The 16,720-nt window shown below is 70.4% G+C and carries 18 protein-coding genes; 10 read left to right on the top strand and 8 right to left on the bottom strand.

The annotated features are described in order from the left end of the window. Positions 1–11 precede the first annotated feature (11 nt). From ABZ939_RS04295 to ABZ939_RS04285, 3 genes are all read right to left on the bottom strand, one after another. Positions 12–695 (bottom strand): DUF6286 domain-containing protein, encoded by a 684-nt coding sequence (locus tag ABZ939_RS04295; protein ID WP_361849023.1) that lies wholly within the window; start codon positions 693–695, stop codon positions 12–14. A gap of 436 nt (positions 696–1,131) precedes the next feature. Then, complete coding sequence (locus ABZ939_RS04290; RefSeq protein ID WP_361849020.1) at positions 1,132–1,359, bottom strand: hypothetical protein; 228 nt, start codon at positions 1,357–1,359, stop codon at positions 1,132–1,134. Between the two features lie 37 nt (positions 1,360–1,396). Then, positions 1,397–1,825 carry an Asp23/Gls24 family envelope stress response protein gene (locus tag ABZ939_RS04285; RefSeq protein WP_361849017.1) on the bottom strand — a complete coding sequence of 143 codons (429 nt, stop codon included), beginning with the start codon at positions 1,823–1,825 and terminating at the stop codon, positions 1,397–1,399. A 161-nt stretch (positions 1,826–1,986) separates the two neighbouring features. Here ABZ939_RS04285 and ABZ939_RS04280 point away from each other — a divergent pair, with 161 nt between their 5' ends. Next, a complete protein-coding gene (locus tag ABZ939_RS04280) occupies positions 1,987–2,718 on the top strand; it encodes a hypothetical protein (protein ID WP_361849014.1) in 732 nt (243 codons plus the stop codon). A gap of 308 nt (positions 2,719–3,026) precedes the next feature. On the opposite strand, the gene ABZ939_RS04275 is transcribed toward ABZ939_RS04280, so the two are convergent. Continuing rightward, positions 3,027–4,388 (bottom strand): glutamine synthetase family protein, encoded by a 1,362-nt coding sequence (locus ABZ939_RS04275; protein ID WP_137989630.1) that lies wholly within the window; start codon positions 4,386–4,388, stop codon positions 3,027–3,029. A gap of 223 nt (positions 4,389–4,611) precedes the next feature. Here ABZ939_RS04275 and ABZ939_RS04270 point away from each other — a divergent pair, with 223 nt between their 5' ends. From ABZ939_RS04270 to ABZ939_RS04255, 4 genes are all read left to right on the top strand, one after another. Then, the gene (locus tag ABZ939_RS04270; protein ID WP_361849012.1) at positions 4,612–4,989 is read left to right on the top strand and encodes a hypothetical protein; all 378 of its coding nucleotides are present in this window, start codon (positions 4,612–4,614) and stop codon (positions 4,987–4,989) included. A gap of 74 nt (positions 4,990–5,063) precedes the next feature. Further along, the gene (locus ABZ939_RS04265; RefSeq protein ID WP_361849010.1) at positions 5,064–5,717 is read left to right on the top strand and encodes a DUF3105 domain-containing protein; all 654 of its coding nucleotides are present in this window, start codon (positions 5,064–5,066) and stop codon (positions 5,715–5,717) included. Positions 5,718–5,764: 47 nt separating this feature from the next. Then, the gene (locus ABZ939_RS04260) at positions 5,765–6,355 is read left to right on the top strand and encodes a DUF305 domain-containing protein (RefSeq protein WP_361849149.1); all 591 of its coding nucleotides are present in this window, start codon (positions 5,765–5,767) and stop codon (positions 6,353–6,355) included. Positions 6,356–6,472: 117 nt separating this feature from the next. Then, positions 6,473–6,892 carry a CBS domain-containing protein gene (locus ABZ939_RS04255; RefSeq protein WP_361849008.1) on the top strand — a complete coding sequence of 140 codons (420 nt, stop codon included), beginning with the start codon at positions 6,473–6,475 and terminating at the stop codon, positions 6,890–6,892. On the opposite strand, the gene ABZ939_RS04250 is transcribed toward ABZ939_RS04255, so the two are convergent. Both ABZ939_RS04250 and ABZ939_RS04245 read right to left on the bottom strand, forming a co-directional pair. After that, entirely contained in the window at positions 6,877–7,710 is an 834-nt protein-coding gene (locus ABZ939_RS04250; protein WP_361849005.1) for an alpha/beta hydrolase, read from the bottom strand. The genes ABZ939_RS04255 and ABZ939_RS04250 overlap by 16 nt on opposite strands. Further along, positions 7,707–8,378 carry a DUF998 domain-containing protein gene (locus ABZ939_RS04245; RefSeq protein ID WP_361849002.1) on the bottom strand — a complete coding sequence of 224 codons (672 nt, stop codon included), beginning with the start codon at positions 8,376–8,378 and terminating at the stop codon, positions 7,707–7,709. The genes ABZ939_RS04250 and ABZ939_RS04245 overlap by 4 nt, the downstream gene beginning before the upstream one ends. Before the next feature lie 184 nt (positions 8,379–8,562). Here ABZ939_RS04245 and ABZ939_RS04240 point away from each other — a divergent pair, with 184 nt between their 5' ends. Further along, positions 8,563–9,414, top strand: coding sequence for a DUF4190 domain-containing protein (locus tag ABZ939_RS04240; protein ID WP_361848999.1), 852 nt, complete (start codon positions 8,563–8,565; stop codon positions 9,412–9,414). Between the two features lie 59 nt (positions 9,415–9,473). Then, positions 9,474–11,234, top strand: coding sequence for an NAD+ synthase (locus ABZ939_RS04235; protein ID WP_361848996.1), 1,761 nt, complete (start codon positions 9,474–9,476; stop codon positions 11,232–11,234). Here the strand turns inward: ABZ939_RS04235 and ABZ939_RS04230 are convergent. Both ABZ939_RS04230 and ABZ939_RS04225 read right to left on the bottom strand, forming a co-directional pair. Continuing rightward, positions 11,203–12,438, bottom strand: a complete 1,236-nt coding sequence (locus ABZ939_RS04230; protein WP_361848993.1) for an MFS transporter — start codon at positions 12,436–12,438, stop codon at positions 11,203–11,205. The genes ABZ939_RS04235 and ABZ939_RS04230 overlap by 32 nt on opposite strands. A gap of 108 nt (positions 12,439–12,546) precedes the next feature. Continuing rightward, entirely contained in the window at positions 12,547–13,569 is a 1,023-nt protein-coding gene (locus ABZ939_RS04225) for an endonuclease/exonuclease/phosphatase family protein (RefSeq protein WP_361848990.1), read from the bottom strand. Between the two features lie 296 nt (positions 13,570–13,865). On the opposite strand from ABZ939_RS04225, the gene panB reads away from it, so the two are divergent. The 3 genes from panB (at position 13,866) to ABZ939_RS04210 (ending at position 16,711) form a co-directional block, all read left to right on the top strand. Continuing rightward, the gene (gene panB / locus ABZ939_RS04220) at positions 13,866–14,729 is read left to right on the top strand and encodes a 3-methyl-2-oxobutanoate hydroxymethyltransferase (protein ID WP_361848987.1); all 864 of its coding nucleotides are present in this window, start codon (positions 13,866–13,868) and stop codon (positions 14,727–14,729) included. Between the two features lie 120 nt (positions 14,730–14,849). After that, positions 14,850–15,851: an ATP-binding cassette domain-containing protein gene (locus ABZ939_RS04215; RefSeq protein ID WP_361849146.1), complete on the top strand. Its 1,002-nt coding sequence runs from the start codon at positions 14,850–14,852 to the stop codon at positions 15,849–15,851. A gap of 59 nt (positions 15,852–15,910) precedes the next feature. Further along, a complete protein-coding gene (locus tag ABZ939_RS04210; protein ID WP_361849143.1) occupies positions 15,911–16,711 on the top strand; it encodes an ABC transporter permease in 801 nt (266 codons plus the stop codon). The last annotated feature ends 9 nt before the right edge of the window (positions 16,712–16,720 follow it).

The following is a 16,720-nucleotide window of genomic DNA, read 5'->3' as shown; positions in this document are numbered from 1 at the left end:
CGGGATCGACCTCAGCCTTTCTTCGGGCGCCGGACTCGTACGGACAGCGTGGGTGGCCGGGCGAGACCCAGGCCGGTCACGGCTTCGCCCAGCGCGGCATCGAGGTCCGCTCGGACCTCGTCGAGCTCACGGAAGTGCACCTGCGCCCGGGCTTTGACCTTCCGGCGCCCGACGTCGACCCGAGCCGACTCGACACCGGACACCCGCATGGCCCGGTCACGCAGGATCAGGGCGGCTGCACGGCGGTCGAGCCCCGCGTGGACCTCCCCCGTTCCTCGGGTACCGGTGGGCTGCCGCATGGGCAGCAGCTTGCGCAGCCCCGGCGTCACCGCCAGCAGGAAGAGCCACAGGCCGAGGGCCATTGCCACCGCGGCTCCGACGATCATCCAGATGTCGTCCAAGGGTCGGGTGGCCAACTCATCGGCGAGTCGCCGCCGCCAGCTCATCCCGGGCTGGCCAGCCCGCACCGAGACCACGTCGTACAGGAGCAGTCCGGTGGCTGCGACGGCCGGCAAGGCCACAATGGTCGCGGGGATCCTCCGCGCAGACCAGAAGCGGTGCGGCGACTTTCCCGATTCACGGTCTGCTTCTGTCGCGCCGGGGGCCGGGGGTTCCCCCGGGGACGAAGCTGCCTCTCCAGGATCGGGGGGAAGGTCGCTGTCGCCGGTCGGGTGCCGCCACGTGTTCGCGCTCATGTCACCCTCTCCTGGTCTGTACGCCGCGAGTGAACCGAGTACAGCCTCTCGACCGACACCACGAGGTCGGACACATCCATGCCGGCCCACGCCCTGAGCCGTTCGGAGACCTCTCGGCGCACCGCAGCGCACTGAGCCCCGATGTCTGACGGATAGCCCAGCTCCACAGCGATACGCGCCCGGACCTCGCCGAGCATCGGTCGGCTCTCGGCGGGATCGCCTTCCCGCCCTGCCCCATTCCGCTCCGGTGCCCGCCGCACGGACGCCGTCACACGGGGCCTCCGGCGGCCGGGAGGCACGTGACCGGCCGACTCGGTGAACCGACTCAGGGCCTCGCGCGCCACCTGAGCAGCGATCTTCGCCGCAACCCGGTCGTCGACCGTGGTCGCACCCCGCTCCCCGCGGGCGACGGCCGAACGCCGATCGGCTTCCCTGGTCACTGCCGCCAGTCTCTCCGAGCCCGGCGCTGTTCATCGCGGATCCGCTGCTGGTCGTCACGGCGGCGGACGAAGTAACCCGGTTCGAGATCACCTTCCGACAGCCGCCCGACCACAAGTCCGACGGCGCCGAGCCCAAGAACCAGCAAGAAAGCCCAGAAGTCACCGAAGTACGCGGCGAAACCCAGCGCCATTCCGGCGATCAAACCCACCACGGCTCTGCTCATCACGCGCTCCTTCACTCAGTAGCCGAAACCCGTCCGGCTACTGGATCCGCTGCCGCTCCTCCCCTTCGTCCTCCTCGTCGGGCAGCTTCACATCACTGACCATGATGTTGACTTCCACGACTTCCCGCCCTGCCAACCGCTCCACCGCGGAGATCACGTTCTCCCGTACCTCACCGGCGACGTCCGTGATCGAGACGCCGTAGTCGACAACGATCTCCAGATCGATCGCCGCCTGTACCTCTCCCACCTCGACATCGACCCCGCGGGTGACGGATTTGCCGCTACCGGCGCCCGGCATCCGCTCTCGCATCGAGCCCATCGAGCGCGAGAATCCACTGCCAAGAGCATGAACGCCGGGCACGTCCCGTGCCGCTATTCCGGCGATCTTCTCCACCACCACGTCGGCGATGGTCGTCCGGCCACGAGAGGCGGGCGCACCACCGTGCTTTGCGTCGTTCTCAGTCATCAGGCCATTCCTCCCTGAAGGGGTGAACCTGACAATCTTGGCTTTATCCTTATTTTGTAGCGCCTTTTGCGCGGGATGACGACCGTGAGCCAGGGTGGTCGGACGGGCGCCATGAGCGTCCCGGCTCAGCTGCAGGAACAGCCCCGGGAGAGGGTGGACAGGTGGAAACCGAGGCGTGGATGCAGGCAGTACGCGACCAGCTCGACCTGGGTCGGCTGCTCCCGCTCGGAGGGCCCGAAGACGGGACATGGATCACCGAGCAGGCGGCCGTCCGGACCCTCTGGCCCGCGGCCGCTGAAATTCCCGGCGTCACGCTGAAGAGCATGCGCATTGGACCGGCACCGCACGAACCCGTATCCGAACCGGCCGTTCGCCCGCCCGCCAGCGCGCTACCGCCTGGACCGCTCAGGATCGAGGCCGCCTTCACCGGATCCGTGACGCGGCCGGTACACCAGGCCGCCGAACAGCTGAGGACCACGCTGCTCGACGAGGCCGCTGAACGGCTCGGCCTGACCGTCGTGGCAGTCGATCTGCGCGTCACGGGTCTCCACGAAGGCCCGGAGACACCCCCGTCGACAGCTCCACCCAGGCGAAGCGCCGCCCCCTCGACCGAAACAAAGCCCTTGCGGGGGCCCATCGGGGAACTGGCCGGCGCCGCGTCGGCCGTGCCAGGCGTCGCTCGCCTCACCGCCCCGCTGGGAGGCCGCCCGGTCAAGGTGGAGCAACAGGACGATCCACCCCGTCGACATATCCAGGTCCAGCTCGCGGTCGCGCCCGGGCACCATCCTCTGGAAGTCGCCCGCGCCGTCCGGGCAGCCGTGACCGCCGCACTCACCAGCGACACCCCGGGTCCGGCAACCGCTGCCATCCTCGTCACAGAAGCCGCCGCCTAGCGGCGCGCCGGCGGCGGATCGGGGAGGTGGAGAGAGCCGTGGAACCGCGCGCCCCAGGCCCTCGCCGCTCGGCACCGACCCACCAGCGGCGGCTCGGACGACGGGCCGCACCCGCCGCTCGTGCGCGGCACCTCATGCCGAGCAGCGAGGGACGGACGCGCAGGGCCGTGGACGACCTGTACAGGGCGCCCGGTTTCACGTCGGACGGCCCACAGCCGGCCCAGGACGAGTGAGACGACTCAGGGCCGACGGTTTGCGAACGTCGGCCCTGAGTACTGATTCGGGACGGTACTGGCTCTGACCTGCGATTACAAGACCGGGAGGTTCTTCCGCAGCTCGAAGGCGGTGACCTCGGAGCGGTACTCCTCCCACTCCTGCTTCTTGTTGCGGAGGAAGAAGTCGAAGACGTGCTCGCCCAGCGTCTCGGCGACCAGTTCGCTCTTCTCCATCAGGGCGATCGCCTCGCCCAGGTTCTGCGGCAGCGGCTCGATGCCCATCGCGCGGCGCTCCGCGTCCGAGAGGGCCCAGACGTCGTCGTCGGCGCCGGCCGGGAGTTCGTAGCCCTCCTCGATGCCCTTGAGGCCCGCCGCGAGCAGGACCGCGTACGTCAGGTAGGGGTTGGCGCCGGAGTCGATGGAGCGGACCTCGACCCGGGACGAGCCCGTCTTGCCGGGCTTGTACATCGGGACGCGGATCAGCGCCGAGCGGTTGTTGTGGCCCCAGCAGATGTACGAGGGGGCCTCGCCGCCCGCGCCCGCGCTGCGGGCCGAGCCGCCCCAGATGCGCTTGTAGGAGTTGACCCACTGGTTGGTGACGGCCGAGATCTCGGCGGCGTGCTTGAGCAGGCCGGCGATGAAGGAACGCCCCACCTTGGAGAGCTGGTACTCCGCACCCGACTCGTAGAAGGCGTTGCGGTCGCCCTCGAAGAGGGAGAGGTGGGTGTGCATGCCCGAGCCGGGGTACTCCGAGAACGGCTTCGGCATGAACGTGGCCTGCACGCCCTGCTCCAGCGCGACCTGCTTCATGACCAGGCGGAAGGTCATGATGTTGTCGGCCGTGGACAGCGCGTCGGCGTAGCGCAGGTCGATCTCCTGCTGGCCCGGCGCGCCCTCGTGGTGGGAGAACTCCACCGAGATGCCCATCGACTCCAGCATGGTGATGGCCTGGCGGCGGAAGTCCATGCCCACGTTCTGCGGGGTGTGGTCGAAGTAGCCCGAGTTGTCGGCGGGGGTGGGCTTCGTGCCGTCCAGCGGCTTGTCCTTCAGCAGGAAGAACTCGATCTCGGGGTGGGTGTAGAAGGTGAAGCCCAGGTCCGAGGTCTTGGCGAGGATGCGCTTCAGGACGAAACGCGGGTCCGCGAAGGAGGGGGAGCCGTCCGGCATGAGGATGTCGCAGAACATCCGGGCCGTGCCCGGGGCCTCCGCGCGCCAGGGCAGGATCTGGAAGGTGGCCGGATCCGGCTTCGCGATCATGTCGGATTCGTATACGCGGGCGAAGCCCTCGATGGCGGAGCCGTCGAAGCCGATGCCCTCGTCGAACGCCTGCTCAAGCTCGGCGGGCGCCACGGCCACCGACTTCAGGAAGCCGAGCACGTCGGTGAACCACAGCCGCACGAACCGGATGTCGCGCTCCTCGAGCGTCCGGAGCACGAATTCCTGCTGCTTGTCCATTTCCACACCCATCTTTGCTGGTCAGGCCGCCTGTTCCCACCGCCTCGGGCACATCGGGGGGCACCTGAGCATCCCACCACATGGTTTCGCGCACGTTGCACACCCATAGTGCCTGCTCGGGTGTGACACAGGTAACGGGGACCGCCCGATTCCGCGCGTGTGTTCCCCTCCACGTCGCCCCGCCTGTCCCCTCCAGGCGCTCCGGCCACTACGATCTCCGCCCATGGGGGGCACTCCACTCGTACGCCTGTCCCGGCGCGCGCGTCCCATGGCACTGGTGAGTGCCGTGGCGACGCTCCTCGCCGCGCTCTTCGTCTGTCTGGGTGCCGGCGACGCCGTGGCCCACGACGAGGCCGCCCAGGCGCACCACCAGCGGATCACCGGGGCCGAAGAGTACGTCTGCCCGTACGACCGCGGCGACTGCTCCTTGTTCCCCTCCCTCAGCCCGGCGATACTCACCGCGCCGCCGCTCGACCCCCCGCCTCAGGCGGAGGGCCGGTTCCCGCGCCTCGGACCGTCGTACGACGCCGGCCGGGCGCCCCGCTCCGACGCCCAGCCCCGTGCGCCGGACCTGCACGTCCTTCAAGTACTGCGGACGTAGCCAGGGGCAGCATCCGCTCCGCCCCACGGCTCACGCCCCCACACCACCCCACATCCGAGAAGGACGACATCACCATGGCCGCCAACCGCTCCGCCAACGCCGACCGCCGCGCCCGAATAGAGGAGATGCGCCGCGCCGAGCAGGCCCGCGAGCGCCGCAACCGCTTCATCACCATCGGCGTCTCCGCCGTGGTCGTCCTGAGCCTCGTCGGCTTCGGCGGCTATGTGCTCAACGAGCAGTCCGAGAAGAAGGAGCGGCAGGAGGCCGCCGCCAAGGCCCCCATCAAGGACGAGAAGTCCTGGGACGCCAAGAAGCTCGGCCGCAACCACGTGACCACCCCGGTCGCGTACGAGATGAAGCCCCCGGTCGGTGGTGACCACGACCAGGTCTGGCAGAACTGCGACGGCGACGTCTACACCACGAAGATCGCCGAGATGAACGCCGTGCACTCGCTGGAGCACGGCGCGGTCTGGGTCACGTACAACAAGAAGGCCGCGGAGGCCGACGTGAAGAAGCTGGCCGAGAAGGTCGGCAAGACCCCGTACTCGCTGATGAGCCCGGTCGACGACCAGGCCGGCGCGATCATGCTGAGCGCCTGGGGCAAGCAGGTGTCCGTGGACAGCGCGAGCGACCCGCGCGTCGACGCCTTCTTCACCAAGTACGTGCAGGGCCCGCAGACCCCGGAGCCGGGCGCGGCCTGCACCGGTGGTGTCGGGGCCACCCAGTGAAGCTGACCCGTACGCACGGCGCCTCGATCACCGCCGTCGTCCTCGCGATGCTCTTCGCCGGGGGCGCCGTCACGGTCGCCTCCGCGCAGCGGGAGGACGCGCCGGCGACCCCCGTGTCGGACTCGGCGGACGCGGGCTTCGCCCGTGACATGTCGGTCCACCACCAGCAGGCCGTCGAGATGTCCTTCATCGTCCGGGACCGCACCCAGGACGAGGAGGTGCGCCGGCTGGCGTACGACATCGCCAACACCCAGGCCAACCAGCGCGGCATGATGCTGGGCTGGCTGGACCTGTGGGGCCTGCCGAAGGTCGAGTCGGGCACCGAGCCGATGGCCTGGATGGGCATGGGCGGGCACGGCGACACCGGTCCCCTCGACGGGGCGCTGATGCCGGGCATGGCGACGAAGACCGACCTCGACCGGCTGCGGAAGGCCAGTGGCAAGGAGTCCGAGATCCTCTACCTCCAGCTGATGACCGACCACCACAAGGGCGGCGTCCACATGGCCCAGGGCTGCGTGGACAAGTGCTCCGTGGACATCGAGCGGAACCTCGCGCAGGGCATGGTCGACGCCCAGGAGTCCGAGATCGCCCTCATGGCGGACCTGCTGAAGGCGCGGGGCGCGAAGCCGCGCGCCTGAGGACCCCGCCGTCCGGCCCCCGTGACCACCAGCGGTCGCGGGGGCCGCGCCGTACGCGGACAATGGTTGACGCTCGGGGACGTACGTACAGCGACGTTCTACGGAGGTACGCACCCCATGACCACGGCGAAGGACATCATGCACTCCGGGGCGAAGTGGATCCCCCGGCACGAAACACTCGACCGCGCGGCTCAGCTGATGCGCGACCTCAATGTGGGCGCGCTGCCCATCGCCGACGAGAACGAGCGGCTGTGCGGCATCATCACGGACCGCGACATCGTGGTCGGCTGTGTCGCCATGGGTCATGACCCGGCGAAGGTCACCTGTGGGGAGATGGCGCAGGGCACCCCGCGCTGGATCGACGCGGGCTCGGACGTGAGCCAGGTCCTCGACGAGATGACGGGCCACCAGATCAAGCGGCTTCCGGTGATCGAGAACAAGCGCCTGGTGGGCATGATCAGCGAGGCAGATCTGGCGCAGCATCTGGACGACGACCAGATCAAGGAGTTCTGCGCCCGCGTCTACGCCACATCCTGATCGAGCACCGCTCGGGCCACCGCGTCCGGACGGTCCCACATCATCAGATGGCCCGACGGCTCGACCGCTTCGTAGTGGGCGCCGAGCCGTCGGGCCAGTGCGTGCTGACGGCGGGCCCAGCGGGCGGAGCCGTCGGGGGCCGCGAGGACGGTGACGGGCAGGCCGGGCGGCAGCGGGAACCGCTCGCGCAGGGCGAGGAGTTCGGCCGCGACCGCGCGGTAGTGGGTGTTCTCCAGGAGTGCGCCGTGCATCGCCCGTGAGGTGGCGTAGACGCGGCGGACGAGGTCGGCGGGTGCCGGGTCGCCGCCCGCGGCGCGGGAGAGCCGTACGGTGGCGCGGCGGACGGCCGGGCCGACGGCCGCCGGGGCCCCGGCGGCGGCGAGTACCGCACCGAGGCCGCGGGCGGCGGCGGTCCGCAGGGCGGGGGCGGCGGGGGTACGGGCGTGCTCCTCGACGGAGGAGTCGACGAGGACGATCCCGGCGGTGCGGTCCGGGTGGAGCCGGGCGAAGGCCTCGGCGTGGAGGCCGGCGATGGAGTGCCCGACGACGGTTGCGGGTCCGGGCAGGGACAGGGCGTCGAGGAGGCCGGCGACGCGGTGGGCCTCGCCGGTGGCGCTGGGCGGGACGGCGGCCGGGGCGGAGAGTCCGTGGCCGGGGCGGTCGAAGCGGACGACCGTGCGGTGCGGGGCGAGCAGCGGGACGACCGGGTCCCAGTCGAACCAGCTCATGCCGAGGCCGGCGCTCAGCACGCAGACGGGTCCGCCGCCCTCGACGAGGACGTGGTGGGCCACGCCTCCGACCCGTACGAACACGCTCAAGCTCTCTCCCTGGCCACGGAGACGGCGAGTACCCCGAGCCAGACTGCCACGAGCAGGACCTGCAGCCGCTGCCCGGCCCCCAGGGAGAAGGTGCCCCTGCCCGCCTCGAAGGCGGCGACGGCGGCCAGGGTCCAGACGGTGGCGGCCAGTTCGAGGGCGACGAGCAGGGGGCCGGTGCGGGCGAGGGGTCGCCAGATTCCGTAGCGGCGGGCGGCGATCGTCAGCGCGATCACGGCGGCCAGGGCCCCGGCCATGGCGAGGCCGGAGCTGACGGTGTGGGCCGTGTGGGTGGCCGGTACGAGCCCGGCGGTCTCGCGCGCGGCGCACTCCGGGTCGGCGGTGGGCGCGCAGCTGAGCGGCAGCCGGGAGTCGAGGGCGGTGGCGGCGCCGAAGAGGGCGAGGGCGAGCCAGCCGGTGACGGTCCAGGGGCGGCGGCCGGGCAGCAGCAGAGCGACCAGGGCGCCCGCGAGGACCAGCAGGCCCGCGGCGAGGTCGGTGGCGCGGAACAGGCCGCCCAGCGGCTGGTCCGCCGCGGCGAGTTCGGAGACGTACGTCCGGACCGGGTCGAGCCCGGTGCGGACGACGACTTCGAGGACCCAGGCGGTGTACGCGAGGGCGCCGAGCAACAGCAGCAGGGCGGCGGCCTGTCGCACACGACTTCTGGACATAGTGGTACAGATGCTATGCGGGCATCTGCTCGCTCCGGCGGTCGGGGGTGGAGCGGCGGTCCCGGGCTCGGCGAGGCCGTACCCCCGGGCTTGATCACGAACACATTTCGTCCACAAAACCCCTGGCTTCTCCATGATCGGCTGGCTTAACGTCAGATTTTCAGCCACCCGCGAAGGACGCCGTATGACCATGCCCACGAACACCCCCGGCCCTCACTCCTTCGGGCCGCCGCCCGGAATGCCGGGCATGCCACCGCCGTTCCCGCAGCAGCCTCGCAACGGCCTCGGGGTGGCCGCGCTGGTCATCGGCATCGTGGGCGTCCTCATCGCGCTCGTGCCGTTCATGTTCTGGCTCGGCGCCATCCTGGGCCTGCTGGCCCTCATCTTCGGCATCATCGGCATGGGCAAGGCCAACAAGGGCGAGGCGACCAACAAGGGCTCCGCCCTGACCGGCGTCATCACCGGAGCCCTCGCCATCGTCATCTCGATCGTCTGGGTCGTCGTCCTCGCCACGGCGGTGAAGGACGTCGCCGAGGAGATCGAGAAGGAGAACGACAAGCTGAAGTCGGGCACCACGGCCCCCGCCGACCCCGGCAGCGAGCCCTCCGACTCCCCCGAGCCCACCGAGACCGCCCCGGCGGCGCTCGCGTTCGGCCAGAGCCACACCTACCCGGACGGGGTCAAGGTCAACGTCTCCAAGCCGCGGGCGTACAAGCCCGACCAGTTCGCCGCCGGGCACACCAAGGGCAACAGCGCGTTCCAGGTGACGATCACGATCGTCAACGGCAGCAAGAAGGCCCTCGACGTCGCCACCGCCCTGCCGGACGCGAGCGACGCGGAGGGCTCGCCGGCCGACGCGATCTTCGACGGCAGCGACGCGACCGAGATGTTCCAGGGCACCGTCCTCCCGGGCAAGCAGGCCAAGAGCGACTTCGCCTTCTCGCTGCCGGCCGACGCCGACCAGGAGATGCAGCTGGAGATGGCGCCGAAGATCCTCGAGTACGAGGACGTGATCTGGACCGGGAAGACCAAGTAGTCCCGGTCGCGGTCCCGTACACCAGGACATAGCGTCGGTCTGACGATTACACTGGGCGCGTGCCTCAACTACGCCTCGCTCTGAATCAGATCGACTCGACCGTCGGCGATCTCGCCGGGAACGCCGAGGCGATCGTCCACTGGACCCGGCACTCCGCCGAGCAGGGCGCGCATCTGGTCGCGTTCCCCGAGATGGTGCTGACCGGCTACCCCGTCGAGGACCTCGCGCTGCGCTCGTCCTTCGTCGAGGCGTCCCGGGCCGCCCTGCGGGCGCTCGCCCGGCGCCTCGACGCCGAGGGCTTCGGGGAGCTGCCGGTGATCGTCGGCTACCTCGACCGTTCGGACCGCGCCGAGCCCCGGCTCGGCCGGCCCGCCGGTTCCCCGGAGAACGCCGCGGCCGTGCTGTACCGCGGCGAGGTGGTGCTGCGCTTCGCCAAGCATCACCTGCCCAACTACGGCGTCTTCGACGAGTTCCGCTACTTCGTCCAGGGCGACACCATGCCCGTCGTCCGGGTCCACGGCATCGACGTGGCCCTCGCGATCTGCGAGGACCTGTGGCAGGAGGGCGGCCGGGTCCCGGCCGCCCGCAGCGCCGGTGCCGGACTGCTCGTCTCGATCAACGCCTCGCCGTACGAGCAGAACAAGGACGACACCCGGCTCGAACTGGTCCGCAAGCGCGCTCAGGAGGCGGGCTGCACCACCGCCTATCTCGCGATGATCGGCGGTCAGGACGAGCTGGTCTTCGACGGCGACTCGATCGTCGTCGACGCGAACGGCGAAGTCGTCGCGCGCGCCCCGCAGTTCTCCGAGGGCAGTGTGCTCCTCGACCTCGACCTGCCGGCCGCCTCCCCCGACGCCCCCACCGGCATCGTCGACGACGGACTGCGCATCGACCGGGTGATCCTCTCCGAGGATCCCCTGCCCGCGTACGAGCCGGAGCTGACCGGCGGATACGCGGACCGGCTCGACGACGACGAGGAGGTGTACTCGGCGCTGGTCGTGGGCCTGCGCGCGTACGTCGCCAAGAACGGCTTCCGCTCGGTCCTCATCGGACTGTCCGGCGGCATCGACTCGGCCCTCGTCGCCGCCATCGCCTGCGACGCGGTGGGCGCACAGAACGTGTACGGCGTCTCGATGCCGTCCAAGTACTCCTCGGACCACTCGCGCGGCGACGCCGCCGAACTGGCCCGCCGCACGGGGCTGAACTTCCGTACGGTGTCGATCGAGCCGATGTTCGACGCCTACATGGGCGCGCTCGGGCTCACGGATCTGGCGGAGGAGAACCTGCAGTCCCGGCTGCGCGGCACGACGCTGATGGCGATCTCCAACCAGGAGGGCCACATCGTCCTCGCGCCCGGCAACAAGTCCGAGCTGGCGGTGGGGTATTCGACCCTGTACGGCGACTCGGTCGGCGCGTACGGACCCATCAAGGACGTCTACAAGTCGACCATCTTCCGGCTCGCGCGCTGGCGCAACCGGGCGGCCGAGGAGCGCGGTCAGACCCCGCCGATCCCGGAGAGCTCCATCACCAAGCCGCCGAGCGCCGAGCTGCGCCCGGGGCAGGTGGACACCGACTCCCTGCCGGACTACGACGTCCTGGACCGGATCCTGGCCCTGTACGTCGACCGCGACCAGGGCAAGGAGGCCGTCGTCGCGGCCGGCTTCGACGAGGAGCTGGTGACCCGGACGCTGCGGATGGTGGACACGGCGGAGTACAAGCGGCGCCAGTACCCGCCGGGCACCAAGATCTCGGCGAAGGGCTTCGGCAAGGACCGCCGACTGCCGATCACTAACCGCTGGCGGGAGACCCCGAGCCACTGACGGCCCGTTCGGCGGCCGGGGCGCTTCCCGCGACGACGCGGGAGGCGCCCTCCGCCGTACCGCCCGTGCGGTCGAGCAGTCCGGCCACGGCGGCGATCGCCAGGCCGAGGACGGCGAGGCCCGCGCCGACGAGGGTCGGGGAGGTCCAGCCCCAGCCGGCGGCGACGGCCGCGCCGCCCGCCCAGGCTCCGCCCGCGTTGGCGAGGTTGAAGGCGGAGTGGTTGGAGGCGGAGGCAAGCGTCGGCGCGTCCTTGGCCTTGTTCATGACCAGCATCTGGAGCGGTGTGGTCGTCATGAAGCCGACGGCGCCGAGGACGACGACGGTCACGAGGGCCAGCCACGGCACCTGGATCGTGAAGCGGAAGGCGACCAGGACGAGCGCGAGGGCGGCGAGGGAGCCGTACAGCGTCGGCCGCAGCGCGCGGTCGGTCAGCGGGCCCGCGGCGAGCGCGCCGGCCGTCATGCCGATGCCGAAGAGGGCGAGGACGAGGGTGACGGAGGACTCCCCGAAGCCCATCACCTCGGTGGTCATCGAGGCGAGGTAGGAGTAGACCGCGAAGACGCCCGCGAAGCCGAAGACCGCGGTGAGCAGGCCGAGCAGCACCTGCGGGCGGCCGAGCGCGCGCACCTCCCGGCCCAGGCTCTGCCGCTCGTCGACGGGAACGTACGGCACGAGCCGGGCGAGCGCCGCCATGGCCAGCAGGCCGATCACGGTGACCACGAGGAAGGTGGCCCGCCAGCCGAGGTGCTGGCCGAGCAGCGTCGCGGCGGGTACGCCGAGGATGTTGGCGACCGTGAGCCCGAGGAACATCGTGGCCACCGCCCGCGCCTGCCGGTCCTCGCGTACGAGCCGTGCGGCGACGACGGCGCCGACGCCGAAGAACGCGCCGTGCGGGAGCCCGGCCAGGACCCGGCCCGCGATCAGCCAGCCGAAGCCGGGCGCGAGCGCGGAGGCCAGGTTGCCGACGACGAACAGCGCCATCAGCAGGAGCAGCATCTTCTTGCGCGGGACGCGGGAGCCGAGCGCGGTGAGCAGCGGGGCGCCGATGACGACACCGATCGCGTACGCGGAGACGAGGTGTCCCGCGGTGGGGACGGAGGTGCCGAGGTCGTCGGCGACGTTGGGCAGCAGGCCCATCATCACGAACTCGGTGGTGCCGATGCCGAAGGCGGAGACGGCGAGCGCGAGCAGCGCCAGGGGCATGGGAGAGCCTTTCCAGACGAATAGTTCTTCGACTGAACAAATACTCTCAGGTGGAATGTTCCCGTCGGCTTCCGCCGGGTGAAGGGGAGGTTTCGCCCCGCCCGCGCGTCAGAGGCGGACGCGCGCCGCGATCGGCAGGTGGTCGCTCTTCGTCTCCGGCAGTGTCCACGAGGACGCCGGTTCGACGCCCTTCACCAGGATCTGGTCGATCCTCGCCATCGGGAACGAGGCCGGCCAGCTGAAGCCGAAGCCGTCGCCCGACGCGCCCTGGGTGGAGCGCATCTGCGCCGTGACCGCGTTGAGCGAGCGGTCGTTCATCGTGCCGTTGAGGTCGCCGAGCAGGATGACCCGCTGGAGCCGGTCGTCGGCGATGGCCTCGCCCAGCAGGTTCGCGCTGTTGTCGCGCTGGTTGGCGGTGAAGCCCGCGTTCAGCTTGACCCGTACCGACGGGAGATGGGCCACGTACACCCGCACCTCGCCCTGGGGCGTGGCGACGGTGGCGCGCATGGCGCGGGTCCAGCCCATGCCGATGTCCACCGGCTGCGGATCGCTCAGCGGGTACGTGCTCCACAGCCCGACCGTGCCCTGCACCGAGTGGTACTTGTACGTGCTCGCCAGAGCGCGCTCGTACACCGGGACCATGTCGCCCTTGAGCTCCTCCAGGGCGACCACGTCCGCGCCGGACCCGGCGAGCTGCCGGGCGGTCCCCTCGGGGTCGGGGTTGTCGGCGTTCACGTTGTGGGTGGCGACGGTGAGGTCGCCGCCCGACGCGGACTTGTCGGTGATGAGCCCTCCGAAGAAGTTGACCCAGACCACGGTCGGCAGGAGCAGGGCGATCAGCGCGGTGGCCGAGCGCCGCAGCAGCGCCAGGACGAGCAGGACGGGCACGAGCACGCCCAGCCACGGCAGGAAGGTCTCGGTGAGGCTGCCGAGGTTGCCGATCCGGTTGGGGATCTCGGCGTGGAACACCATCAGCAGGGTGAGCAGCACCGCGCAGACGGCCAGGAGGATCCCGCGGCGCCAGATGCCCCGGTCACCGCGCCAGCGGTCGAGCGCCGCCCGGAACCGGGACCGGGAGCGCTCGTCCCCCGCGCCGCCGTTCTCGGTCTCCGCCATGTCCACCCGCGCCATCACTCAGTCCTCACTGCCTTGCTCTGTGACCCGACGTCGACACTAGGTGATGCCGGGCCTGCCGTACTGCCACGAGGGACGACAGAGCGGCGCGGCGGGTTCCTGCAGGTGGTACGGGGGTGGACGGCTGTGACAGAACGCGCACATTCGTACGTACGCCTCGAAATTCTTCCTGTTGCGCCGGTGTGAACAGCACCACTTCGGCCCACTTCCCGCGCCACCGCACGAGGTGCCACCATGGACGTGATCCGGGGACGCCGTCAGGGCGCCTCGAGATGACGAAGGAGCCGTTCACCATGACGCTTCAGCCTGCCCAGAAGCAGTCCGCCGACAGCAGCAAGGCGCTGTACGGAGGCAAGGGCACGCGCCGTATCACCGTCCACGACATCACCGCGGCCAAGACCCGCGGCGAGAAGTGGCCCATGCTCACCGCCTACGACGCGATGACCGCGTCCGTCTTCGACGAGGCCGGTATCCCGGTCGTGCTCGTCGGCGACTCCATGGGCAACTGTCACCTCGGCTACGACACCACCGTGCCCGTCACGATGGACGAGATGACCCTCCTGTCGGCCGCCGTCGTCCGGGGCACCAAGCGTGCCCTCGTCGTCGGCGACCTCCCCTTCGGTTCGTACCAGGAAGGGCCGGTCCAGGCCCTGCGCAACGCCACCCGGCTCGTCAAGGACGCGGGCGTCGGCGCGGTCAAGCTGGAGGGCGGCGAACGCTCGCTGCCGCAGACCGAGCTGCTCGTCCAGGCCGGGATCCCGGTCATGTCCCACCTCGGCCTGACCCCGCAGTCCGTCAACACGATGGGCTACCGGGTGCAGGGCCGTGGCGACGAGGCCGCACACCGGCTGCTCAGCGACGCCAAGGCGGCTCAGGACGCGGGCGCCTTCGCCGTCGTCCTCGAGCTCGTACCGGCCGAACTGGCTGCCGAGGTCACCCGCTCGCTGCACATCCCGACCATCGGCATCGGTGCCGGCCCCGACACCGACGCCCAGGTCCTCGTCTGGACCGACATGGCCGGTCTGACGGGCGGGAAGGTGCCGCGGTTCACCAAGCAGTACGCCAACCTCCGCGAGACGCTCGGCGACGCCGCGCGCGCCTTCGCGGAGGACGTCACCGGCGGGGCGTTCCCCGCCGAGGAGCACACCTTCCACTAGAGGGTGTCCGGCCGACGAGAGCCGGACATCCCCTGGGCAGCGGAAGAACGACAGCCCGCCGGCATCGTGTCGGCGGGCTGTCGGTCTTCTGTCGGTGCGTTGTCGGTGGCGGCTGCTCTGATGGTGGCCATGACGCGATCCGCACACAACGCCGTCGAGGTACGAGGCCTCGTGAAGCACTACGGCGAGACGAAGGCCCTCGACGGGGTCGACCTCGACGTCCGGGAGGGCACGGTCCTCGGCGTGCTCGGCCCGAACGGGGCCGGCAAGACCACCCTCGTCCGCTGCCTGTCCACCCTGATCTTCCCGGACTCCGGGACCGCCACCGTCGCCGGCTACGACGTGGTGAAGCAGCCCCGCCAGCTGCGCCGCACCATCGGCCTCACCGGCCAGTACGCCTCGGTCGACGAGAAGCTGTCCGGCTGGGAGAACCTGTACATGATCGGGCGGCTGCTCGACCTCTCCCGCAAGGACGCCCGGCGCCGCGCCGACGAGATGCTGGAGCGCTTCTCGCTGACCGAGGCCGCCAAGCGGCCGGCGATGAACTACTCCGGCGGTATGCGCCGGCGGCTCGACCTCGCCGCCTCGATGATCGGACAGCCCGCCGTCCTCTATCTGGACGAGCCCACCACCGGCCTCGACCCGCGCACCCGCAACGAGGTCTGGGACGAGGTGAAGCGGATGGTCGCCGAGGGCGTGACCGTGCTGCTCACCACGCAGTACATGGAGGAGGCGGAGCAGCTCGCGAGCGAGCTGACCGTCATCGACCGGGGCAAGGTCATCGCCAACGGCAAGGTCGACGAGCTGAAGGCCCGCGTCGGCGGCCGCACGCTCACGATCCGCCCGATGGACGCGGCCGACCTGCCCGCGATGGCCGCGGCGCTGCGCGAGTCGGGCCTGGACGGCATCGCCGGCTCGACCGTCGTCCCCGACGAGGGCGTGCTGTACGTCCCGATCCTGAGCGACGAGCAGCTGACCGCCGTCGTGGGCCTGCTGGGCACGCGTGGGTACGGCATCGCGCACATCGGCACCCATCTGCCCAGTCTGGACGAGGTGTTCCTCGCCATCACGGGCGAGAAGACCACGATTTCCGACACGACCCCCGAGGAGGTCGCCGCGTGAGCACCACGACGACCACACAGCTCACCAAGGCTCCCGTCGACGCACCGGGGCCGTCCCCGGTGCGCACGGCGCCCGGCGGCGAGGGCCGGATCGGCCTGCGCGCCAACCTCCGCCACATCGGCGCCCTGGTGCGGCGCAACGCGCTACAGATCAAGCAGGATCCGGAGTCGATGTTCGACGCGGTCCTGATGCCGATCATCTTCATCCTGCTGTTCGTGTACGTCTTCGGCGGCGCGATCTCCGGCAAGGGCAACAACGACGACTACGTCAACTACGTGACGCCCGGCCTGATGGCGATGATGGGCATGAACATCTCCATGGCCGTCGGCGTGGGCGTCAACGACGACTTCAAGAAGGGGGTGATGGACCGGTTCCGCACCATGCCGATCGCCCGGTCCTCCGTCCTCATCGCGAAGATCGTCGTCGAGGTCGGCCGGATGCTGGTCGCCACCGCGATCCTGCTCGGCACGGGCTTCCTGCTCGGCCTGGAGATCAAGACCTCGGTTCTCGACCTCTTCGCCGCGATCGGTCTGTCGATGGTGTTCGGCGCCTCGCTGATGTGGATCTTCATCCTGCTCGGTCTCACCATGAAGACGGCCCAGGCCGTCCAGGGGATGGCCATGCTCGTCCTGATGCCGCTGCAGTTCGGTTCCTCGATCTTCGCCCCGCCGACCTCGATGCCCGGCTGGTTGGAGACCTTCACCGACTACAACCCGCTCTCCAACCTCGCCGACGCCGCCCGCAATCTGATCAACGGCGGTCCGGTCGCCGAGTCGGTGTGGTGGACCCTCGGCTGGGCGCTGGTGATCACGGTCGTCACGGCGCCGCTGGCGGTCGCCAAGTTCCGCAAGAAGACCTGAGCCGTACGG

The sequence above is a fragment of the Streptomyces sp. NPDC046712 genome, assembly GCF_040645695.1.
Taxonomy (GTDB): Bacteria; Actinomycetota; Actinomycetes; order Streptomycetales; family Streptomycetaceae; genus Streptomyces.
Note: the sequence above shows the minus strand (reverse complement) of the source record. Positions and strands in the feature narration are given on the sequence as shown.

Coding starts and splice junctions, on each gene's coding strand:
- ABZ939_RS04295 (WP_361849023.1), bottom strand. CDS start 695: ATGAGCGCGAACACGTGGCGGCACCCGACCGGCGACAGCGACCTTCCC.
- ABZ939_RS04290 (WP_361849020.1), bottom strand. CDS start 1,359: ATGAGCAGAGCCGTGGTGGGTTTGATCGCCGGAATGGCGCTGGGTTTC.
- ABZ939_RS04285 (WP_361849017.1), bottom strand. CDS start 1,825: ATGACTGAGAACGACGCAAAGCACGGTGGTGCGCCCGCCTCTCGTGGC.
- ABZ939_RS04275 (WP_137989630.1), bottom strand. CDS start 4,388: ATGGACAAGCAGCAGGAATTCGTGCTCCGGACGCTCGAGGAGCGCGAC.
- ABZ939_RS04270 (WP_361849012.1), top strand. CDS start 4,612: ATGGGGGGCACTCCACTCGTACGCCTGTCCCGGCGCGCGCGTCCCATG.
- ABZ939_RS04265 (WP_361849010.1), top strand. CDS start 5,064: ATGGCCGCCAACCGCTCCGCCAACGCCGACCGCCGCGCCCGAATAGAG.
- ABZ939_RS04260 (WP_361849149.1), top strand. CDS start 5,765: ATGCTCTTCGCCGGGGGCGCCGTCACGGTCGCCTCCGCGCAGCGGGAG.
- ABZ939_RS04255 (WP_361849008.1), top strand. CDS start 6,473: ATGACCACGGCGAAGGACATCATGCACTCCGGGGCGAAGTGGATCCCC.
- ABZ939_RS04245 (WP_361849002.1), bottom strand. CDS start 8,378: ATGTCCAGAAGTCGTGTGCGACAGGCCGCCGCCCTGCTGCTGTTGCTC.
- ABZ939_RS04240 (WP_361848999.1), top strand. CDS start 8,563: ATGACCATGCCCACGAACACCCCCGGCCCTCACTCCTTCGGGCCGCCG.
- ABZ939_RS04230 (WP_361848993.1), bottom strand. CDS start 12,438: ATGCCCCTGGCGCTGCTCGCGCTCGCCGTCTCCGCCTTCGGCATCGGC.
- ABZ939_RS04225 (WP_361848990.1), bottom strand. CDS start 13,569: ATGGCGCGGGTGGACATGGCGGAGACCGAGAACGGCGGCGCGGGGGAC.
- panB (WP_361848987.1), top strand. CDS start 13,866: ATGACGCTTCAGCCTGCCCAGAAGCAGTCCGCCGACAGCAGCAAGGCG.
- ABZ939_RS04215 (WP_361849146.1), top strand. CDS start 14,850: ATGGTGGCCATGACGCGATCCGCACACAACGCCGTCGAGGTACGAGGC.